This is a genomic window from Pseudomonas sp. KBW05, assembly GCF_003852405.1.
Lineage (GTDB): Bacteria > Pseudomonadota > Gammaproteobacteria > Pseudomonadales > Pseudomonadaceae > Aquipseudomonas.
The window spans coordinates 60,552-81,289 of sequence record NZ_QAJM01000002.1 but is presented as its reverse complement, the minus strand read 5'-3'; the positions used below and the strand labels follow the sequence as shown (position 1 = coordinate 81,289).

The window sequence follows — 20,738 nt, the reverse complement described above, 5'->3', positions numbered from 1 at the left end:
CCCATGCCCGCCCCCACCGCCGACCTGTTCCCCGATGACGCCCTGCAACAACCCGCAGGGCGTGAACAAATCGGCGACGAGTCCCACGTGCTAAGGGGTTATGCCCTGCCCTGGATCGAACGTCTTCTGCCATCGCTGCGCCAGGTGCTGGCGCAATCCCCGTTTCGGCAGATGGTCACCCCAGGCGGTTTTACAATGTCGGCGGCGTTGAGCAGCTGCGGTGAATTGGGTTGGACCACCGACGCCCACGGCTACCGCTACTCCCCACTGGACCCGCGCAGCCAACGGCCTTGGCCGGCGATGCCTGACGTGTTGCGCCAATTGGCTGTGCAGGCAGCGGCAGATGCCGGTTTCATCGGGTTCGCCCCCGACGCCTGCCTGATCAACCGCTACGTGCCCGGCGCAAAAATGTCCCTGCATCAGGACAAGAACGAACGCCGCTACGACGCACCGGTGGTGTCGGTGTCCCTCGGCTTGCCGGCGATCTTTCTGTTTGGTGGCCACGCGCGCAGTGATCGGGCGCAAAAAGTTTCGCTGTTCCATGGCGACGTCGTGGTCTGGGGCGGCATCGATCGCCTGCGCTTTCACGGTGTGATGCCAATCCAGGAAGGCCTGCACCCGGTCATGGGCCCGCAGCGCATCAACCTGACGTTTCGCACCGCCGGCTGATTTGACCGCAAGCTTCGGGGTGCCAGTCCACCGCGGCACGGTTAATCTGCGCAAGACCCGTCAAGAGTGCCGCCCATGAACACCGAACAAGATCCACGCTGGGCCGCCATCGTCGCCCGCGACCCCAAGGCCGATGAATTATTCGTCTATGGCGTAAAAACCACCGGCGTGTATTGCCGCCCCAGCAGCGCCTCGCGGTTGCCACGCCCGGAAAATATCCAGTTCTTCGACACGCCGGCACAAGCCGAGGCCGCCGGTTACCGCGCAAGCAAACGTGCAAGCGGTGACCAGACCCAATTGGCAGCCCATCACACGCAACTGGTCGCCGAGGCGTGTCGCCATATCGAGCAGGCCGACACCCCGCCCAGCCTCAACACCCTCGCCTTGCACGCGGGGCTCAGCCCTTTCCACTTTCACCGAGTGTTCAAAGCCGTCACCGGGCTGACCCCCAAGGGCTACGCCAGCGCCCAGCGCACCCGTAAAGTGCGTGAAGGGCTCAAGGGCCAGCATTCGGTCACCGATGCGCTGTATGACGCGGGCTTCAACTCCAACAGCCGCTTTTATGAATCGGCCGATCAATTGCTCGGCATGAAACCCAGTGACTACAAGGCCGGTGGCACCAACTGCGAGATCCTGTTCGCGGTGGGCCAGTGTTCGTTGGGGGCGATTCTGGTGGCGCAAAGCAGCCTTGGCGTGTGCGCCATTTTGCTGGGGGATGACCCTGACACGTTGGTACGCGACCTCCAGGACCAGTTCCCCAAGGCCGACCTGGTGGGCGCCGACCGCCGCTTCGAACAAACGGTCGCGCACGTCGTGGGTTTTATCGAGGCGCCCGCCCTCGGCCTGGATTTGCCACTGGACCTGCGCGGCACCGCCTTTCAGCAACGGGTGTGGCAAGCCCTGCGCGACATCCCCTTGGGCAGCACCGCCAGTTATGCGCAGATTGCCGCGCGTATCGGCGCACCCAAATCGTTCCGTGCAGTGGCCCAGGCGTGTGGGGCCAACTGCCTGGCAGTGGCCATCCCTTGCCACCGCGTGGTACGCAGTAATGGCGAGCTGTCGGGCTACCGTTGGGGGGTGGAGCGCAAGCGGCGCTTATTGGCTCGCGAAACTGACAGCTGACCCGCACGAAAATGCGCCCGCATCCAGTGAATAAAACAGAGTGGCCGGCGGCCAAGGGCCCTGCTAAAACAGCGAAAAATCTTACTAACGCTGGAGACGCATCCCATGAGCACCTGGCCAGACACCCGCCTTATTGATTTGCTGGGCATCGACACGCCCATCATCCAGGCCCCCATGGCGGTCGGCACGACCACGGCCATGGTCATCGCCGCCAATACCGCCGGCGCCCTGGGTTCGCTGCCGGCGGCGGCGCTCAGCCTCGCACAACTGCGTGAAGCGCTCAGCACGATTCGCCAGGCCAGCACGCGGCCCATCAACGTAAATTTCTTCTGCCACCAGCCGCCTGAGCCCGATGCAGCACGCGATCAGCACTGGAAAGAATTACTCAAACCCTACTACCTCGAACTAGGCGCGGATTTTGACGCACCGACGCCCATTTCCAATCGCGAACCGTTCAACGACGCCGCCTGCCAAGTGGTCGAAGAATTCCGTCCTGAGGTGGTCAGCTTTCACTTTGGCCTGCCGGAAAAAGCCTTGCTGGATCGGGTAAAAGCCACCGGGGCCAAGGTACTGTCCTCGGCCACCACCGTGGAGGAAGCCATCTGGCTGGAACAACGCGGCTGTGACGCAATCATCGCCATGGGCAGTGAAGCCGGGGGCCATCGTGGCCTGTTCCTTACCGACGACCTCAACACCCAGATCGGTTTGTTCGCCCTGCTGCCGCAAATCGTCGACGCCGTCAGCGTGCCGGTGATCGCCGCCGGTGGCATCGGTGATGCGCGGGGGATTGTCGCGGCCTTTGCCCTGGGCGCCTCGGCAGTGCAGATCGGCACTGCCTACCTGTTCACCCCGGAAGCGAATGTCACGCCGTCCCATCACCACGCCTTGCGCCATGCCCAGGCCAGTGAAACCGCGTTGACCAACCTGTTCACCGGCCGCCCGGCGCGGGGCATTGTCAATCGGGTCATGCGTGAGTTGGGCGCGATCAACCCGGCAGCGCCGGCATTTCCTACCTCCGGCGGCGCGCTGATACCGCTCAAGGCCAAGGACGAAGCGGGTTTCAGCAACCTGTGGTCGGGCCAGGCGTTGCGCCTGGGCAAAGACATTTCCACCTATGACCTGACCCGTGAATTGGCCGAACAGGCGCTGGCCAAACTCACGAAAAACTGACACCTGGGGCAACTTGGCACTGTACCGGCAATGGCTAACCGCTATATATTCCCGTAAATAGCGGTAACACCTTCTACCTATAACAAGCCGTACATCCACTAGGAGCTGCTCCATGAAGATTCGTGTTTCACGCCTGGCCGCGCTGGTCGCCGCCCTTGCCTTCGGTTCGGCCCACGCCGATGAAGTGCAAGTCGCTGTCGCGGCCAACTTCACTGCACCGATCCAGGCGATTGCCGCCGACTTCGAAAAAGACACCGGTCACAAACTGGTCGCCGCCTACGGTGCCACCGGTCAGTTCTATACGCAGATCAAGAACGGTGCGCCGTTCGAAGTGTTCCTTGCCGCCGATGACACCACCCCGCAAAAACTGGAAAGCGAAGGCGACACCGTCAAAGGCTCGCGCTTCACTTACGCGGTAGGCACCCTGGCGCTGTGGTCGGCGAAAGAAGGTTATGTCGATGCCAAGGGCGAGGTCTTGAAGAAGAACGACTTCAAACACCTGTCCATCGCCAACCCGAAAGCCGCGCCCTACGGCCTGGCCGCCACCCAAGTGCTGGCGCGGGAAGGCCTGACCGACAAGGTCAAGGACAAGCTGGTTGAAGGCCAGAACATCACCCAGGCCTATCAATTCGTGTCCACCGGCAACGCCGAGTTGGGCTTCGTGGCCTTGTCGCAGATCTATAAAGACGGCAAAGTCACCAGCGGTTCGGCGTGGATCGTCCCGTCGTCCATGCATGACCCGATCAAACAGGACGCGGTGATCCTCAACAAGGGCAAGGACAGCGCGGCTGCCAAGGCCCTGGTTGAATACCTCAAAGGGCCAAAAGCCGCGGCCGTTATCAAGTCCTACGGTTACGAGCTCTAAATGCCGCTATCGAGTGCCGATTTTTCCGCTATCTGGTTGACCATCAAGCTGGCGTCACTGACCACCGTGATCCTGCTGGTCATCGGCACTCCGATTGCCCTGTGGCTGTCACGCACCCGTTCGTGGTGGCGCGGCCCCATCGGCGCAGTCGTCGCCTTGCCGTTGGTGTTGCCACCGACGGTGATCGGTTTCTACCTGCTGTTGACCATGGGCCCCAATGGCTACTTCGGCCAGTTCACCCAATGGCTGGGCATGGGCACCCTCACCTTCAGCTTCGCCGGGCTGGTGATCGGCTCGGTGATCTATTCCATGCCGTTTGTGGTGCAGCCGTTGCAAAACGCCTTCTCCGCCATCGGCACGCGCCCCCTGGAAGTGGCGGCAACGTTGCGCGCCAATCCCTGGGACACGTTTTTCACGGTGATCCTGCCCCTCGCCCGCCCGGGGTTTATCACCGCGTCGATTCTCGGGTTCGCTCACACCGTCGGCGAATTTGGCGTGGTGTTGATGATCGGCGGCAATATCCCGGACAAGACCCGCGTGGTCTCGGTGCAGATCTACGACCACGTCGAAGCCATGGAATATGCCCAGGCCCATTGGCTGGCAGGCTCTATGGTGGTGTTCGCCTTCCTCGTGTTGCTGGCGCTCTACTCCAGCCGTAAGACCAAGATGGGTTGGAGCTGATCGCGATGATTGATGTACGCCTGCAACTGAACTACTCGGGATTTGCCCTCGACGTGGATCTGCAACTGCCGGGGCGCGGAGTCACCGCGTTGTACGGCCACTCCGGCTCCGGCAAAACCACCTGCTTGCGCTGCATCGCCGGGCTGGAGCGCGCTGAGCAAGGCTTTGTGCAGATCAACAATGAAGTCTGGCAAGACAGCGCCAAGGGCCTGTTCGTGCCGCCGCACAAGCGTGCGTTGGGTTATGTGTTTCAAGAGGCGAGCCTGTTTCCTCATCTGTCGGTGCGCGCCAACCTGGAGTTCGGCCTCAAGCGCATTGCCCGCCAGCAGCGCCGCGTGGACATGGCCCAGGCCACCGAACTGCTGGGGATTGGCCACCTGCTCGACCGCCACCCGCAACACTTGTCCGGCGGTGAGCGCCAACGTATCGGCATCGCCCGCGCACTGCTCACCAGTCCGCAGTTGTTGTTGATGGATGAACCGCTGGCGGCCCTCGACAGCAAGCGCAAGGGCGAGATCCTGCCGTACCTCGAACGCCTGCACGATGAACTGGACATCCCCGTGCTGTACGTCAGCCATGCCCAGGATGAAGTGGCGCGCCTGGCCGATCACATCGTTTTGCTCAATGACGGCAAGGCCCTCGCCAGCGGCCCCATCGGCGAAACCCTGGCGCGGCTCGACCTGCCGATGGCCTCCGGTGACGACGCCGGTGTGGTGATCAATGGCACGGTCAGCGCCTACGACGAACACTATCAACTGCTGACCCTGCAACTGCCCGCCAGTGCCTTGCACATGCGCGTGGCCCATGCGCCGCTGGCGCTGGGCAAAGCGCTGCGGATCAAGGTGCAGGCACGCGACGTGAGCCTCAGCCTGCAGGCGGAGGAACACAGCAGCATTCTCAATCGCTTGCCGGTGACGGTTACCCAGGAGTTGGGTGCCGACAACAATGCCCACGTCCTCGTGCGCCTGGATGCGGCCGGGACGCCGCTGCTGGCGCGTATCACACGGTTCTCCCGCGATCAGTTGCAACTGCATCCCGGCCAGACGCTGTGGGCACAGATCAAGGCGGTGGCCGTACTCGCCTAAACAAGCTTTTTGGCACGACGGCGCTGGGCTGCGGTCAATCAGGCATACCGGCCTGATTGTTGCCAAGGAACCTTCGCCATGCCAGACGCCACGCTGCCCCGCGACCTGCACTACGTTGACGACACCCAGCCCGGCATTCGCCGCAAGACCCTGCGTGGCCAATTCCAGTACTTCGACGCCAGGGGTGTGCGAATCAAGGACGCGGCTGAAATCCAGCGCCTGAACGCCCTCGCCGTGCCGCCTGCGTACACCGACGTGTGGATCTGCGCCGACCCGCGCGGCCATCTGCAAGCCACCGGCCGCGATGCCCGTGGGCGCAAGCAGTACCGCTATCACCCGCGCTGGCGTGAGGTTCGCGACAGTGACAAGTACTCGCGTCTCCAGGCGTTTGGCGAAGCGCTGCCAAAACTGCGCAAGCAACTCGAAGCACAGATCGCCGAGCCTGGTTTTACCCGGGAAAAGGTCTTGGCCACGGTAGTGATGTTGCTCGACGCCACCCTGATCCGCGTCGGCAACAGCCAGTACGCGCGTGAAAACAAGTCCTATGGGCTGACCACCCTGCGAAACCGGCATGTCGACATCAAGGGCAGCGAGATCCAGTTCCAGTTTCGCGGCAAGAGTGGCGTGGAGCACCAGGTCAGCGTACGGGACCGGCGCCTGGCGACGGTGGTCAAGCGTTGCCTGGAGCTGCCGGGACAAGACCTGTTCCAATACCTCGACGCAGACGGTGAACGGCACACGGTCAGTTCCCATGACGTCAACGCCTACCTGCACAGCCTCACCGGCGCCGACTTCACCGCCAAGGACTACCGCACCTGGGCCGGTACAGCCTTGGCGCTGGCGGTACTGCGCGAACTGCAATGGCAGCCCGAATCCGACGCCAAGCGCCATGTGGTGGCAACGGTCAAGGACGTCGCCAAGCAACTGGGCAATACCCCGGCGGTGTGCCGCAAGTGTTACATCCACCCGGCAGTGCTGGAGCATTTCAGCCTGGGGGAACTGTCCAAATTGCCCAAGCCGCGAGTGCGCAAGGGGCTCAAGGCGGAAGAAGTGGCGCTGGCGATGTTTCTGGAAAAGTTGGCAGCGGGCTTGCCGAAAGCCGCCAAGCAGGGTTAGCCTTTGCGTCCCTTCTGAGTATCGGGACGACCGCCGACGTGAATAACTAAGCCTTCCAAAATGTATCTGCAACAAGCCGCCCAGCGCGCTTGTTGGCCTGTTCGACATTTTTTTGGAGGTGCTGATGACTGACGTCAACCGGCTGCCCGCACTCGTTTCCCTGCAACACCTGGGCTTTCAGTTCGCCAATGGCGAAACGTTACTGCAAGACCTGAACCTGTCCATCGATCACACGCCTACCGGCATCGTTGGACGCAACGGCCAGGGTAAAAGCATCCTTGCCCAATTGATTGCCGGGCACCTGCAGCCCTCCAGCGGCACGCTGAATCGCTCGGCCAGTGTGGCTTACGTGCCGCAAAACCTGGACGTTGCCCCCGGCGACACCATCGCCCATCTCACCGGTACAGCCCCGGCCTTGGCGGCCCTTGAGCGAATGACCAGCGGCACGGCGCAACTGCAAGATCTAGAACTGATCGACGACCGCTGGGACCTCGGCGAACGCCTGCGCCACGCGCTGAATAACGCTGGACTGCCACACCTAGGTCCTGACAGCCTGGCCGATCAACTCAGCGGCGGCCAATTGGCGCGGGTGGCGGTGATCGGCGCGCTGCTGGCTGCACCACAGTTGTTGGTCCTCGATGAACCGACCAACCACCTCGACCGCAGCGGTCGCGCCTGGCTGCTGCAACGGTTGGCAGATTGGCGCGGCGGCCTGGTGGTGGTCAGCCACGACCGGCAACTGCTCAATACCCTGGGGCGCATCATCGAACTTTCGCCCCTTGGCGCCAAGGTCTATGGCGGCAATTACGATGCCTACCGCCAGCAGCGTGACGCCGAACAGCATGCGGCAGTCGCGGCCCTGGAACACGCACGCCTGACCCGCAACCGCGAACGACAGCGCCTGCAAACAGACCATGACAATTTGCAACGGCACGCCGCGCGTTCGCGCAAGCAGGCAGACGCCGCCAACGTGGACCGTTTCACCAAGGCTCGCTGGAAAGGCGCCGCCAGCGAAATCCTCAGCAATGTGGGCAGTGCACACCGTGCCCACAAGCACGAACTCGACGCTCAGGTACGCCAGGCCTACGAGCGTGTACTGGATGAAACGCCGACGATGCTCGCGTTGCCCGCCTCGACCGTGCCCAACGGCCGACAGGTGCTGCACCTGGTGGATGTTGACCTGCCTTGGCTCGCACGCACAGGCCTCGACCTTCATCTAGCGGGCCCCGTTCGCGTTGCGGTGCGCGGGCCGAACGGCTGCGGCAAATCCACGTTGCTCAAGGTGCTAGCGGGGCATTGGCAGGCCGTTGGCGGGGTTTGCAGCGTGCATGTGCCCTGCGCCTATATCGATCAACAGCTCGCGCTGCTCGATGACCAGCGCTCCATCGTCGAACAGCTCAACCGCCTCGACACGCCGATGACAGAAGCCGAACTGCGTACGCGTCTGGCCCTTTTGCAACTGGACGCGTTGCGCGTGACTCAACCGGCAGGACAGCTCAGCGGCGGCGAACGCCTGAAGGCTGCGATGGCAATTGCCTTGTGGCGCAAAACGCCTGCGCAGTTGCTGTTGTTGGACGAGCCCACCAACCACTTGGACTTGGAATCGGTGGTCGCATTTGAGCAGGCTCTGCAAGGGTTTACCGGGGCGATAGTCGCGGTGTCCCATGATGAGGCGTTCATGCGGGCAATCCGGCCGACGCATTACCTGAGCTGGGAAAGCGCAGGCTGGCGCCTGGAGTGTGCTTGAGGTCATTGCGCGGGCTGGCAAAGCGTCCTACGGTAGTGGCCGAATAATCTCACACGGAGCCCAGCCCTATGCTGCCGTCGTCCCCCAAGCCTTACGCCAATGCCCTACACGCTCACCGCCAACGCTGGCGCGGCCGGGTCGGGTTGATGTTGGTCGCCAGCCTTTCGGTGCTGGCGGGCATGACCGATGCCATTGGCTTTATGGCCAGTGGCGATTTTGTCTCGTTCATGAGTGGCAACACCACGCGGCTGGCGGTGGCGATCAGTGCGGGTGATCTTGGCCTGACGGGGCGATTGCTGTTGCTGGTGGCCACCTTTGTCGTCGGCAATGCGTTGGGTGTGATGGTCAGCCGCCTCAGCCGCCGGCATGCCCTGCCCTTGCTGCTGTGCATCGCCGCCCTGCTCTGCGCTGGCGCATTGTTGCCCACGGACGATGCCTTGCCCGCCTTGTTGGCGGCGATCATTGCGATGGGCATGCTCAATGCGGCGGTGGAAGAGGTCAACGGGTTGCCGGTGGGCCTGACGTACGTGACGGGCGCGCTCTCGCGTTTTGGGCGCGGCCTGGGGCGTTGGATGCTGGGGGAGCGGCGCAATGGCTGGCGTGTGCAACTGATTCCATGGGGCGGAATGTTTGTCGGGGCGGTGCTCGGCGCACTACTGGAACAGCAGATGGGCCTGAAGGCGCTGCTGGTCAGCGGTGGGTTGGCGGCGTTGCTGGGGGTGGTGTCGCTGAAGATTCCACGGCGCTGGCACTTGGGTTATATGCCGCGCTAGAGAAAAAAGGATGCTCGCCCGGCGTGTCGGCCTCGACGTCCGTGTACTGGTAAAGAGCCATCACGCCGAACGAGCGGGACGAATGATAAGCGAATGGCCGGCGGCTGTCCCGCCGGGCATTTCCTAAAACCACTAAGGCAACGGATTACAGGCAAGTCGCGAGTGCCGCCAGGCGGCGCTTGGCGGGCATGTTGTCGTCAACGGCGTAGTACTTGACCGTGGCACCGGCACCTGCGCTTTGCACATCGACAAAGTAATCGCCGCCGGTGGTGTACACGGTGAAACCGCCTGCTCCGTTGGGTTCTTTGAAACCACCCGCGTCCACGCCAAACACGCTTTCGTCCTGCCAGCCGAACTGGATGCATTCGGCAACCACCAAGGTGGCCTTATCCGAAGCCAGGGTCTTGTAGGGCGTGCCCGCGCGCGCGTCTTTCATCTTCGAACCTGCGCAACCGGCCAGTGCCGCCAGTACCAATGCGCCCATTACCACCTTGTGCATGCCATTGCTCCGTCGCAAAAAAACGCGACTCTACCACTTGCCGGCGAACGAGGGGTCAAAGGTAGCGCCTGCTGACACATGGCATTATGATGCCAACGTTGATCTCACTGAGGAGGTCAACGGGATATTCTCTACAAGGAAGCGTCATGAAAGATTTCGTCATCAGCGTCAACAACACTGTGCTCTACATCGCCCTGGCCTTCGTTTGGCTGATGGGTTTGGTGACAATGTTCGGTGCAAGTTTCCTGACGGGCCTGGCGGTCCTGATCGGCGGCACGTTGACGTGGTGCATCATTTCCGGCTTCTGGTTCGTCCAGTCGGCCACGTATGAAGAACTGCGCAAGCTCAACGCCAAGAGCTGATGCAACACGCCAGCATGAATTTAGTTTCACTGTGAAGGGAGAATGGGCCACCTATAGTGGCCACGCTCATTTTTAGAAGTCTCCCTTCAGCCCGCCCTCCCGCGGGCTTTTTTTCGCCTGCACGTCAGAGCAGCCAGCGAAACAGATAGAACAACGCCATGCTCAACAGCACCGTGAGCAGCACATTGCGCGTCCAGTACATCAACGCCACCGCGCTGATCCCGGCGAGCAGATAGGGGTTGGTCGGGCTCAGGTTGAGGTGCTGGTGATCGGCCAGGAAGATGATCGGCCCGCAAATCGCCGTGAGCATCCCCGGCACCGCAAACCCGAGAAACTCCCGCGCACCACGGTTCAGGCGCACCGGCAAACGCGGCTCGATAAACAGGTAACGGTTGAGAAACACCACCAGGCCCATCGTCACAATCATGAGGTAGATCATCGCTGCCCTACTCCCAGTCGTTTGCAGGCATACCCGGCGCTCATCCCCAATACACCCGACACCACCACCGCCGATTCCCACTGCAGGAAGCTCAGCCACACCGAGAACAGCAACGACACGGCCACACAGACCACGGTCGGCACATCGCGGACCACCGGAGTGATCAGCGCAATAAAGGTCGCCGCAATCGAAAACTCCAAGCCCAACTGGTCCAGGCCGGGAATGCTCTTGCCCAACACGATGCCGGCGAGGGTGAACAAATTCCAGGCGATATAGAACGTCAAGCCGACGCCCAGGGCATACCAGCGATTAAACGTCTGGCGGTCATAGTGGCTGACCAGGGCGAAGAATTCGTCGGTGAGCAGAAACCCCAGGCTCATCCGCCAGCGTGTGTTGAGCGCCGAAAGTGTCGGGCGCATGTGCATGCCGTAGAGCAAATGCTGGGACGTCAGCAGCAAGGTGGTCAGCACGATGGAGATCAGGCTCGCGCCGCTCTTGACCATGCCGATCGCCACCAACTGCGCGGCGCCGGCGAACACAATGGCGGACAAACCCTGGGCTTGCAGCGGGGTGAATTGCGCATCAATGGCCATGGAGCCGGCCAACAGCCCCCACGGCGCACAGGCCAGGGAAAGCGGAATGACGGCGATGGCGCCGCGTGCGAAGGCGTAATGAGGTAAGGCGGTAGGCATGGAGACGGCTCATCGACAGACAGTCGCCAAGCATGCCAGCGCAACAAGGCGCTTGTCTTGAACGATCTTGCTCAGGCGAGCCTGACGGACACCTGCTCCACCGAGTCGCGCGCTTCGCGCAGTTCGTAGGCGTCCTGGTTCAACCGGTGAATGGTGTTGAGCAAACGCTGGCGCAGCACTTCATCGCCGAGCTTTTCCACGGCGCGCATCAGGTCGAACGCAGCGGTTTCGTTATTTTCCGCGACGGAATCGAGGGTCTTGCGCAGGTTGCGAGTGGCACGGGTCACGCGGGTTCTTCCTTCATTAGCAATGGCAGGCACTTTAGGACATTCGTGTTTCATTTTAATTTCAAACACTTGCGGCAGATTTGCGGGCACTTGATCCAGATCAAGCGAAAATCGGTTTGACCGATACATATGGAAATACGTATATTCGTTTTTCCATATGTATAGGGTCTTGGCCATGTCCGAGCTCATCTCCCCTCCCGAGTTGTTCAAATGCCTGGCCGATGCCACCCGGGCACGCCTGACGTTGTTGGTTGCGCGCGAAGGCGAACTTTGCGTGTGCGAACTGATCCATGCCCTGGAGGACAGCCAGCCGAAAATCTCCCGTCACCTGGCGCAGCTGCGCAGTTGCGGGCTGATGCTGGATCGTCGCCAGGGTCAGTGGATCTACTACCGCATCAACCCGGCACTGCCCGCGTGGGTCACCCAAGTGCTGGACATCACCCTGCAAGCCAACCTGCCGTGGTTGCATGCCGACACCCAACGTCTGGATGCAATGGGCAACAGACCACAACGGGCCAGCGCCTGCTGCTGAGCCTTCGGAGCTTTTATTGATGCTTGTCGCCATTGGCATTTTTCTGTTCACCATCATTCTGGTCATCTGGCAGCCCAAGGGCCTCGGCGTCGGCTGGAGCGCGACGATGGGCGCCATCCTCGCCCTGGCCTGTGGCGTGATCAGCCTGGCGGACATTCCGGTGGTGTGGCACATCATCTGGAATGCCACCGGCACCTTTGTCGCGCTAATCATCATCAGCCTGTTGCTGGACGAAGCCGGCTTCTTCGCCTGGACCGCACTGCATGTCGCACGCTGGGGCCGTGGGCGCGGGCGACGCTTGTTTGCCTATATGGTGCTGCTGGGCGCGTTGGTCTCGGCGCTGTTTGCCAACGACGGCGCCGCGCTGATCCTCACGCCCATCGTGATGTCGATGCTCCTGGCGCTGCGCTTTTCCCCGGCGGCGACCCTGGCCTTTGTCATGGGCGCAGGCTTTATCGCCGACACCGCGAGCCTGCCGCTGGTGGTGTCGAACCTGGTGAACATCGTTTCGGCGGACTACTTCAAGATTGGCTTCAACGAATACGCGGCCGTGATGGTGCCGGTGAACCTTGTCAGTGTCGCCGCCACGCTGGCCGTGTTGCTGTGGTTTTTCCGCCGCGATATTCCGCAGGTTTACAACCCCGCTGACCTGGCTGATCCGGCCAGTGCGATCCATGACCGCGCCACCTTCCGCGCCGGCTGGTGGGTGCTCGGCATCCTCTTGGTCGGTTGTTTCGCTCTGGAGCCATTGGGCATTCCCATCAGTGCGATCTCCGCCGTATGCGCCCTGCTTCTGCTGGTGATCGCCGCCAAGGGCCACAAAATTTCCACGCGTAAGGTGCTGAAGGAAGCGCCGTGGCAGATCGTGATTTTCTCCCTGGGCATGTACCTGGTGGTGTACGGCTTGCGCAACGCCGGCCTCACCAACTACCTCGCGACCTGGCTGGATACCTTCGCCACCTACGGCGTGTGGGGTGCGGCCATGGGCACCGGCGTGCTGACGGCCTTGCTGTCCTCGGCGATGAACAACCTGCCGACGGTGCTGATCGGCGCGTTGTCCATCGAGTCCAGCCATGCCGTGGGTGTGGTCAAGGACGCGATGATCTACGCCAACGTAATCGGCAGCGACCTCGGCCCGAAAATCACCCCGATTGGCAGCCTCGCCACGTTGTTGTGGCTGCATATCCTTGCGCGCAAGGGCATCACTATCACCTGGGGCTACTACTTCAAGGTCGGGATTGTGCTGACCTTGCCGGTGCTGTTGATCACCCTTGCCGCCCTCGCTCTGCGCCTGAGTATTTGAATATGAAAGTCCTGTTCATGTGTACCGCCAACAGTTGCCGCAGCATTTTGTCTGAGGCGGTGTTCAACCACTTGGCGCCAGCGGGTTTCGTGGCCGTCAGTTCCGGCAGCTTCCCCAAGGGCCAGGTCTTGCCGCGTAGCCTGACGACGCTGGCAGCCGCAGGTATCAACACCGAAGGCTTGTACAGCAAAGGCAATGACGCGTTTGAAGACAGCCCGCCGGATCTGGTGATCACCGTGTGCGACAAGGCCGCCGGTGAAGCCTGCCCGGTGTATTTCGGGCCAGCGATGAAGGCGCATTGGGGGCTGGAAGACCCTTCAGAGGTTGACGGCGACGAAGCGATGCTTGACGCCGCCTTTCACGCAACCCTGGAAACCATCGAAAGCCGCTGCCGGGCCTTTTTCGCACTGCCGCTTGCGCGCCTCGGCGCTGCTGAGCTGAAGGCTGAACTTGAGCGTATCGCGCTGTTATAACCGGAGAAACCATGACCACCCTGCCCAATCTAGACCTGTCGCTGATCACTCCGCGCCCCACCGACAGCGCCCAGCCACCGCGCATCTTGCTGCTCTACGGCTCGACCCGTGAACGTTCGTTCAGCCGTTTGCTGGTGCAAGAGGCCGCGCGCCTGCTGCAGCACTTCGGCGCGCAAACGCGCATCTTCAACCCCAGCGGCTTGCCCTTGCCCGATGACGCCCCGAGTGATCACCCAAAAGTGCAGGAACTGTTGGAATTGATGCAGTGGTCCGAAGGACAGGTGTGGTGTTCGCCTGAACGCCACGGTTCCATGTCGGCGGTATTCAAGGCCCAACTCGACTGGGTGCCACTGGCCATGGGTGCCGTTCGCCCGACCCAGGGTAAAACCCTGGCGGTGATGCAAGTGTCTGGCGGCTCCCAATCGTTCAATACGGTCAACCAACTGCGCGTGCTGGGCCGTTGGATGCGCATGTTCACCATTCCCAACCAATCCTCCGTGCCCAAAGCATTCATGGAATTCGATGACCAGCACCGCATGAAGCCCTCGCCGCTGTACGACCGCGTGGTGGACGTGATGGAAGAGTTGGTCAAGTTCACGCTGTTGCTGCGTGATCGCCCGGACTTGACCGACCGCTACTCAGAACGCAAGGAAAGCGCTGACGAGTTGTCCCGGCGCGTCAACCAACGGTCGATCTGATCCCCCCGAGCAGCGTATGCTCGTGCCCTTTGTCGAAAGGACGCGGGCATGCTGACGATCTTCTTTTACGCGCTGGTATTTGGTTTTGTGTTTTGCCTGTCCCCCGGCGCCGTGCTGGCGGAGACCCTGCGCCGTGGCTTGCTCCAGGGGTTCACCCCCGCGTTGCTGGTACAGATTGGCTCATTGGTGGGTGACGCGGTCTGGGCGGTGATTGGCCTCACCGGCATTGCGCTGCTGATCCAGCATGACGCCGTGCGCGTGCCGCTGACCGTTGCCTGCGCGCTGTACCTGGCCTGGCTCGGCGTGCGCAGCCTGATGGATGCGTGGAATCTGCCGCAAGCTGACAGCGCACCTGCCAGTTCGGCGAAGAATGCCTTGGCGGTGGGTGCGACGATTTCCCTGGCCAACCCGAAAAACATCGTCTACTGGGGCGCCTTGGGCAGTGCGCTGTCGGGCATCGTCGGTGCCACGCCGAGCCATGGGCAGACGCTGATGTTTTTTGCCGGGTTCATGCTGGCGTCGGTGCTGTCATGCTTTCTGGTTGCCGGGTTGGTGAACCTGTTGCGCCAGAACGCCTCGCCCACTTGGCAGCGCATCAGTTACGGCGCCTGTGGCGTGGTATTGATCTATCTGGCCATTCTCGCGGCCCAGGGTATTTGAAGTTATATGTCGAGCAACTTCCAAGTGCCTCTTGTCTGAATAAACTCTGAACAGCGGGTGATTTAATTAATCATCCGTTGACATTTTGCAACTGCCTGAGTAGATTGCCCGTGCCCGCAACTGGGGCCTTTTTTAAACCTCACAAAAGAAGCCAATGGACACAGTATCTAGTCGCTGTCCGAGCACCGCCTTTGCGGGCATCGGGCGCCCAACCCAGAATATGACAGGACTCGTTTCCCGGTCCGGTAAGCTGCGCTAGAGCTCGATGCTCCACCGTAACTGCCTCACCGGTCGCCCGTCCGGTCCCGAGGTGTGTTATGACCTTCCAAGCCTTTGTTTTACATGATGTTCGCACGCTAGCGGCAGCCCTGCGCGCCAAGCTGTGCCGCGAGCCTATGGGGTTTTCCCCGACCCGCTCGGCCTTTGCCACACCCTCCCCTCAAGTGCGCCCGGCTCGCCCGTTGGCGCATTGGCGTATCTGCCCGGAAAGCGGCCAACTGGCGCAGCACTGGGATCACGCCGATCCGCAGGACCCACAGAGACCGAAGGTTTCCAGCCTGGCACAAGCCGGTCTGCTGCTCGGTTTCTACCTGAGCGCGCGCGCCGGTTAATCCTGCTGGAAACAGCAACTAACTGATCAATACCCTGGAGTTCTTTATGAACTATTCCAGTTGTAATCCGCTGCGCGCTAGTTAACTAAAGCCGCTGCAAAAAGTTGTCCAGACACCTTATTTAAACCGATCGCGAAGTCCGCGGCTCGGCATGCTTTCGCTCGCCTGTCAGCAGGTAAGTACCGGGTATGTTTTGTCGAGAATTGGCGACAGGAGTACACACCATGAGCGCCGTAAAAAACACGCCACTGCACAAGAAAACCACCACCGACGCCGACACCAAACTGTCGATGCGCGCCGCCCGCGAAGCCCACAACGGCCTGTCGGCCACCCTGGCCAACGTGCGTGCCACCCAGGATGGCTTGACCGAACTGGACGCCGCTGCACGCCTGCACCGGGAAGGCTACAACGAAGTCGCCCATGACAAGCCGCCACACGCCATCGTGCAGTTCCTGCAAGCGCTGAACAACCCGTTCATCTACGTGCTGCTGACCTTGGCCGGCATCAGCTTTGTCACCGACTATTGGCTGCCGCTGCAAGCCGGTGAAGAAGTCGACCTGACCAAAGTCATCATCATCATGACCATGGTCCTGCTCAGCAGCCTGCTGCGTTTCTGGCAGGAACACCGCTCGGCGAAATCCGCCGAAGCCTTGAAAGCCATGGTGCGCACCACCGCCACCGTGCTGCGCCGCGAACAAGTCGGTGCCCAGCCGACCCTGCGTGAAGTGCCGATGCGTGACCTGGTGGCCGGCGACATCGTGCAGCTATCCGCCGGCGATATGATCCCGGCCGACATCCGCCTGATCGAATCCCGCGACCTGTTCATCAGCCAGGCGGTGCTCACCGGCGAAGCCTTGCCGGTGGAAAAGTACGACACCCTTGGCGACGTCACGCAAAAATCCGCTGCGCCCCCGGCCGCCGACCAGGGCAACCTGCTGGACCTGCCGAACATCTGCTTCATGGGCACCAACGTCGTCAGCGGCCGGGCCAAGGCCGTGGTGGTGGCCACCGGGCCACGCACCTACTTTGGCTCGCTGGCCAAGGCGATTGTTGGCTCGCGGGTGCAGACCGCGTTCGACCGTGGGGTCAACAGCGTCAGCTGGCTGCTGATCCGTTTCATGCTGGTGATGGTGCCGATCGTGTTCCTGCTCAACGGCTTCTCCAAGGGTGACTGGGGCGATGCGTTCCTGTTCGCCCTGGCGGTTGCCGTCGGCCTCACCCCGGAAATGCTGCCGATGATCGTCAGTGCCAACCTGGCCAAGGGCGCCACGGCGATGGCCAAGCGCAAAGTGGTGGTCAAGCGCCTCAACGCGATCCAGAACTTCGGTTCGATGGACGTGCTGTGCACCGACAAGACCGGCACCCTGACCCAGGACAAGATCATCCTCGAACATCACGTCAACGCCTTCGGCCAGCGCGATGATGCGGTACTGTCCCTGGCGTGGCTCAACAGCCATCACCAAAGCGGCATGAAAAACCTGATGGACCAGGCCGTGGTGCAGTTCTCCGAACAAAACCCGAAGTTCCAGGTGCCATTTGCCTACAGCAAGGTGGATGAATTGCCCTTCGACTTTGTCCGCCGTCGCCTGTCCATCGTGGTCAAGGATGCCGCCGATGATCAGTTGCTGGTGTGCAAGGGCGCCGTGGAGGAGATGCTGAGCATTTCCACCCATGTGATGGAAGGCGGCGACGCTGTACCGCTGGATGAGCGCCGCCGCAACGAGTTGCTGGCACTGGCCAACGACTACAACGAAGACGGTTTCCGTGTGTTGGTGGTGGCCACGCGCAACATTCCCAAGGCCCTGGCGCGCTCGCAATACACCACCGCCGATGAACGCAACCTGGTGATCCAGGGCTTCCTGACCTTCCTCGATCCACCAAAGGAAACCGCCGGCCCGGCGATTGCCGCGCTGCAACAAATCGGCGTGGCGGTAAAAGTGTTGACCGGCGACAACGCCGTGGTCACCAGCAAGATCTGCCGCCAGGTCGGCCTGGAGCCAGGCCAGCCGCTGCTCGGCGCAGAAATCGAAGCGATGGACGACGCCACACTCCTGCGCCGCGTGGAAGAACGCACGGTGTTTGCCAAGCTGACCCCGCTGCAGAAATCCCGCGTACTCAAGGCCTTGCAAGCCAACGGCCACACCGTGGGCTTCCTCGGTGACGGCATCAACGATGCACCGGCACTGCGTGACGCTGACGTGGGTATCTCGGTGGACAGCGGCACTGATATCGCCAAGGAATCGGCCGACATCATCCTCCTGGAAAAGAGCCTGATGGTGCTGGAAGAAGGCGTGCTCAAGGGCCGCGAAACCTTCGGCAATATCATGAAGTACCTGAACATGACCGCCAGTTCCAACTTCGGCAACGTGTTCTCGGTATTGGTGGCCAGCGCGTTTATCCCGTTCATGCCGATGCTGGCGATTCACCTGCTCCTGCAAAACCTTATGTACGACATCTCCCAGCTGGCCCTGCCGTGGGACAAGATGGACAAGGAATACTTGGCCAAGCCACGCAAGTGGGACGCGAAAAACATCGGCCGCTTCATGATCTGGATCGGGCCGACCTCGTCGATCTTCGACATCACCACCTTTGCGTTGATGTGGTACGTGTTCAGCGCCAACAGCGTGGAGATGCAGACCCTGTTCCAGTCCGGCTGGTTTATCGAGGGGCTGCTCTCGCAAACCCTGGTGGTGCACATGTTGCGCACCCGCAAGATCCCGTTCTTCCAAAGCACCGCCGCATGGCCGGTATTGATGATGACCTGCGTGGTGATTGCGCTGGGGATCTACGTGCCGTTCTCGCCATTGGGCACCCTGGTCGGCCTGCAACCGCTGCCGCTGGCGTACTTCCCATGGCTGGTGGGCACCCTGCTCAGCTACTGCTGCGTGGCGCAACTGATGAAAACGATCTACATCCGCCGCTTCAAGCAGTGGTACTGATCCCCCCGCCGTTCAAACGGTGGCGGTCGCCCGGCCGTCACCGTGCATCACAAGGATTCGAATATGCGCGTCTTGATCTGTGCAGGTCGTCATTACGCCGACACCAAGAAGTCCCGCCAAGTGCTGGACGCTTACCACCGCCTGCGCCCGGTGCAGGTATTGATCCATGGCGGCAACCAGTTCCTGGGCAGCGACGTCGAGGAGTGGGCACGGGAACTGGGCATCGACGTGGTGCGCTACCCGCCCAACTGGCAACGCCACGGCAAACAGGCGGAACGCCAGCGCAACCATTTCATGCTGACCGACAGCCGGCCCGACGTGGTCATTGCCCTGCCGGGTGGTGAAGACACGTCAGAGCTGGTCTGCCAGGCCAAAGCCAGCGGCATTTCGGTGCTGACCGTAGAAAGCTGAATTCACGCGAGGTGCATCATGCACAACAAACACACGCCGCAACGCCCGGATGGGTTTGCCAAATACCGTGCGCGTCACTATCGCGGCGCACGCCACACCTTGTTGCTGTTGCCGCCGGCCAAACGCCGTGCATTACGGCGCAACCTGGTATTTATCGGCCTGACCCTGGCCATGCTGTTGCTGATAGCACTGCTGTCCAAGGCCCATGCCGCTGGCGGGGCCTATGTGGTCGACGATGGCGCAATCAATGCGCCGGGCACCTGCAACGTGGACGCTTGGTTCAGCGCCAACCGCCACGATGGCAGCAGCCACAGCGAAACACTGTCTCCCGCGTGCACCTTCAGCGCCCTGCCCTCCGTGCAATGGGGCGCGGCACTTTCGCGGGCTGGAGGCGAAAGCCAGATCAGCCCGCAACTCAAGGCACAGGTGTTGTCGCGGGAAGACTTGGGGTTGGAGATGGCGGTGGCCGCCGGGGCGCACGTTGCGCTGGATCGTCGGCACGCCTTTGATGGGGCGGACCTGAATCTGCCGTTGACCTGGCAGCCCTTGCAGTCGCTGCGCCTGAGCCTGAATGCCGGCTGGACCCATGCCTATGATGACGGTGAACAAAACCATCGCCTGACCTGGGGCAGCGGTTTCGAGTATCAACTGGCGCCCGCCCTCACGCTGATCGGTGAGCGCTACGGCCAGCGCGGCGGCGACCAGGCCTGGCAGGCCGGGCCGCGCCTGCACCTTGGCGAGTTTGTCGATGTGGACCTGATCGTCGGGCGCAGCCTGAGCGGTGATCGCGATCAATGGCTGACCACCGGCGCCACGTTGCGCTTCTAGGCTTTGGCCTGTTGCTCCAGGTGCAGCTGCAACTGCGGATCGAGTTGCAGCTGCGCCGCCAGATCATCCAGGTAATTGCGTTCGGCGTCCTGCTGGTCATCCACCAGCAGCACACTGGCCAGATACACCTCGGCAGCCACCGCGGGGTCGCCGGCAAACTCGGCGAAATCCGCGGCATCCAGCGGCTTAGCGACTTCGGCGTCGAGCCACTGTTGCAACTGCGGATCGTCGGTGTGCTGGCGCAGCTCGTTGGAAATCATCTGCTGCTCTTTTTCATCAATACGCCCATCGGCCTTGGCGGCCGCGATCAAGGCGCGCAATACCGCATGGCTATGGGCTTCGGCCTCGGGGCCATCAAGCTGGTCCGCCGTCTGGAAGGCGGCTTGCAGTTGGCTGGCCTGCTGGCTCTGCCAGGCCTGATACGCCTGGAAGGCCATCATGCCCAACGACGCCAGTGCCGCGTAATTCATCCCGCCAGCGCGCCCCTGCGCAGGCCGTGCAGTCGCGCCGCCGCCCAACAGGCCGCCGAGCCCGCCTAACAACCCGCCTAAACCGCCGCCCGCCGATGCATTGCCGGTGCTGGTGCCTTTCAATAAACCGCCGAGCAACCCGCCCAGGCCGTTGCCCGAGCCACCGCCGCCCGATTGCCCGGCGCGCAGGAGTTGTTCCAGTAGATCGCTGGTGTTCATGCTGTGACCCTCCGAGGGCGCACTGTTGGCGTCTAACAACCATAGCCCGTGCCTGCCGGAACACCATGACCGCCGGGCGGGCGCGGC

At 61.9% G+C, this 20,738-nt stretch carries 24 protein-coding genes; 19 read left to right on the top strand and 5 right to left on the bottom strand.

Annotation, left to right across the window (positions count from 1 at the left end; all coding sequences use genetic code 11):
- Window positions 1-3: 3 nt before the first annotated feature.
- The 9 genes from alkB to DBR46_RS01325 all read left to right on the top strand — a co-directional run bounded on the left by alkB (window position 4) and on the right by DBR46_RS01325 (window position 9,228).
- Window positions 4-669, top strand: coding sequence for a DNA oxidative demethylase AlkB (alkB, locus tag DBR46_RS01365; protein ID WP_124524693.1), 666 nt, complete (start codon window positions 4-6; stop codon window positions 667-669).
- Between the two features lie 75 nt (window positions 670-744).
- A complete protein-coding gene (gene ada, locus DBR46_RS01360; RefSeq protein WP_124524692.1) occupies window positions 745-1,791 on the top strand; it encodes a bifunctional DNA-binding transcriptional regulator/O6-methylguanine-DNA methyltransferase Ada in 1,047 nt (348 codons plus the stop codon).
- 105 nt (window positions 1,792-1,896) lie between these two features.
- Window positions 1,897-2,961, top strand: a complete 1,065-nt coding sequence (locus DBR46_RS01355) for a nitronate monooxygenase family protein (RefSeq protein WP_124524691.1) — start codon at window positions 1,897-1,899, stop codon at window positions 2,959-2,961.
- A gap of 112 nt (window positions 2,962-3,073) precedes the next feature.
- A complete protein-coding gene (gene modA, locus DBR46_RS01350) occupies window positions 3,074-3,826 on the top strand; it encodes a molybdate ABC transporter substrate-binding protein (RefSeq protein WP_017734224.1) in 753 nt (250 codons plus the stop codon).
- Window positions 3,827-4,507, top strand: a complete 681-nt coding sequence (gene modB / locus DBR46_RS01345; protein WP_124524690.1) for a molybdate ABC transporter permease subunit — start codon at window positions 3,827-3,829, stop codon at window positions 4,505-4,507.
- 5 nt (window positions 4,508-4,512) lie between these two features.
- A complete protein-coding gene (gene modC / locus DBR46_RS01340; protein WP_124524689.1) occupies window positions 4,513-5,592 on the top strand; it encodes a molybdenum ABC transporter ATP-binding protein in 1,080 nt (359 codons plus the stop codon).
- A gap of 78 nt (window positions 5,593-5,670) precedes the next feature.
- Complete coding sequence (locus tag DBR46_RS01335; RefSeq protein ID WP_124524688.1) at window positions 5,671-6,708, top strand: DNA topoisomerase IB; 1,038 nt, start codon at window positions 5,671-5,673, stop codon at window positions 6,706-6,708.
- Window positions 6,709-6,832: 124 nt separating this feature from the next.
- Window positions 6,833-8,455, top strand: coding sequence for an ABC-F family ATP-binding cassette domain-containing protein (locus DBR46_RS01330; RefSeq protein WP_124524687.1), 1,623 nt, complete (start codon window positions 6,833-6,835; stop codon window positions 8,453-8,455).
- A gap of 68 nt (window positions 8,456-8,523) precedes the next feature.
- A complete protein-coding gene (locus DBR46_RS01325) occupies window positions 8,524-9,228 on the top strand; it encodes a YoaK family protein (RefSeq protein WP_124524686.1) in 705 nt (234 codons plus the stop codon).
- A 145-nt stretch (window positions 9,229-9,373) separates the two neighbouring features.
- Here the strand turns inward: DBR46_RS01325 and DBR46_RS01320 are convergent, their stop codons facing one another.
- Window positions 9,374-9,727, bottom strand: coding sequence for a hypothetical protein (locus tag DBR46_RS01320; protein ID WP_124524685.1), 354 nt, complete (start codon window positions 9,725-9,727; stop codon window positions 9,374-9,376).
- Window positions 9,728-9,873: 146 nt separating this feature from the next.
- Here DBR46_RS01320 and DBR46_RS01315 point away from each other — a divergent pair, with 146 nt between their 5' ends.
- A complete protein-coding gene (locus DBR46_RS01315; protein WP_017734230.1) occupies window positions 9,874-10,089 on the top strand; it encodes a hypothetical protein in 216 nt (71 codons plus the stop codon).
- Between the two features lie 124 nt (window positions 10,090-10,213).
- Here DBR46_RS01315 and DBR46_RS01310 read toward each other — a convergent pair whose 3' ends face one another.
- From DBR46_RS01310 to DBR46_RS01300, 3 genes are all read right to left on the bottom strand, one after another.
- Window positions 10,214-10,528: an AzlD domain-containing protein gene (locus tag DBR46_RS01310; protein WP_017734231.1), complete on the bottom strand. Its 315-nt coding sequence runs from the start codon at window positions 10,526-10,528 to the stop codon at window positions 10,214-10,216.
- The gene (locus tag DBR46_RS01305) at window positions 10,525-11,220 is read right to left on the bottom strand and encodes an AzlC family ABC transporter permease (RefSeq protein WP_124524684.1); all 696 of its coding nucleotides are present in this window, start codon (window positions 11,218-11,220) and stop codon (window positions 10,525-10,527) included. Before DBR46_RS01305 ends, DBR46_RS01310 begins: the two co-directional genes overlap by 4 nt.
- A 71-nt stretch (window positions 11,221-11,291) precedes the next feature.
- Complete coding sequence (locus DBR46_RS01300; RefSeq protein ID WP_005788169.1) at window positions 11,292-11,507, bottom strand: hypothetical protein; 216 nt, start codon at window positions 11,505-11,507, stop codon at window positions 11,292-11,294.
- A gap of 175 nt (window positions 11,508-11,682) precedes the next feature.
- On the opposite strand from DBR46_RS01300, the gene DBR46_RS01295 reads away from it, so the two are divergent.
- The 9 genes from DBR46_RS01295 to DBR46_RS01255 all read left to right on the top strand — a co-directional run bounded on the left by DBR46_RS01295 (window position 11,683) and on the right by DBR46_RS01255 (window position 19,962).
- A complete protein-coding gene (locus DBR46_RS01295) occupies window positions 11,683-12,039 on the top strand; it encodes a metalloregulator ArsR/SmtB family transcription factor (protein ID WP_124524683.1) in 357 nt (118 codons plus the stop codon).
- Between the two features lie 19 nt (window positions 12,040-12,058).
- Window positions 12,059-13,342: an arsenic transporter gene (locus tag DBR46_RS01290; RefSeq protein WP_124524682.1), complete on the top strand. Its 1,284-nt coding sequence runs from the start codon at window positions 12,059-12,061 to the stop codon at window positions 13,340-13,342.
- 2 nt (window positions 13,343-13,344) lie between these two features.
- Window positions 13,345-13,815, top strand: coding sequence for an arsenate reductase ArsC (locus DBR46_RS01285; protein WP_124524681.1), 471 nt, complete (start codon window positions 13,345-13,347; stop codon window positions 13,813-13,815).
- A gap of 11 nt (window positions 13,816-13,826) precedes the next feature.
- Complete coding sequence (gene arsH / locus DBR46_RS01280; protein WP_124524680.1) at window positions 13,827-14,513, top strand: arsenical resistance protein ArsH; 687 nt, start codon at window positions 13,827-13,829, stop codon at window positions 14,511-14,513.
- 48 nt (window positions 14,514-14,561) lie between these two features.
- Window positions 14,562-15,173, top strand: a complete 612-nt coding sequence (locus DBR46_RS01275) for a LysE family transporter (RefSeq protein ID WP_124524679.1) — start codon at window positions 14,562-14,564, stop codon at window positions 15,171-15,173.
- A gap of 317 nt (window positions 15,174-15,490) precedes the next feature.
- Window positions 15,491-15,784: a hypothetical protein gene (locus DBR46_RS01270; protein WP_124524678.1), complete on the top strand. Its 294-nt coding sequence runs from the start codon at window positions 15,491-15,493 to the stop codon at window positions 15,782-15,784.
- A gap of 224 nt (window positions 15,785-16,008) precedes the next feature.
- Window positions 16,009-18,723, top strand: a complete 2,715-nt coding sequence (mgtA, locus tag DBR46_RS01265; protein ID WP_124524677.1) for a magnesium-translocating P-type ATPase — start codon at window positions 16,009-16,011, stop codon at window positions 18,721-18,723.
- A gap of 63 nt (window positions 18,724-18,786) precedes the next feature.
- Window positions 18,787-19,134 carry a DUF2493 domain-containing protein gene (locus DBR46_RS01260; protein ID WP_124524676.1) on the top strand — a complete coding sequence of 116 codons (348 nt, stop codon included), beginning with the start codon at window positions 18,787-18,789 and terminating at the stop codon, window positions 19,132-19,134.
- An 18-nt stretch (window positions 19,135-19,152) separates the two neighbouring features.
- On the top strand, window positions 19,153-19,962 hold the full coding sequence (locus DBR46_RS01255; protein WP_124524675.1) for a hypothetical protein: 810 nt from the start codon (window positions 19,153-19,155) through the stop codon (window positions 19,960-19,962).
- Here the strand turns inward: DBR46_RS01255 and DBR46_RS01250 are convergent.
- On the bottom strand, window positions 19,959-20,651 hold the full coding sequence (locus DBR46_RS01250) for a DUF533 domain-containing protein (protein ID WP_124524674.1): 693 nt from the start codon (window positions 20,649-20,651) through the stop codon (window positions 19,959-19,961). The genes DBR46_RS01255 and DBR46_RS01250 overlap by 4 nt on opposite strands.
- Window positions 20,652-20,738: the final 87 nt, after the last annotated feature.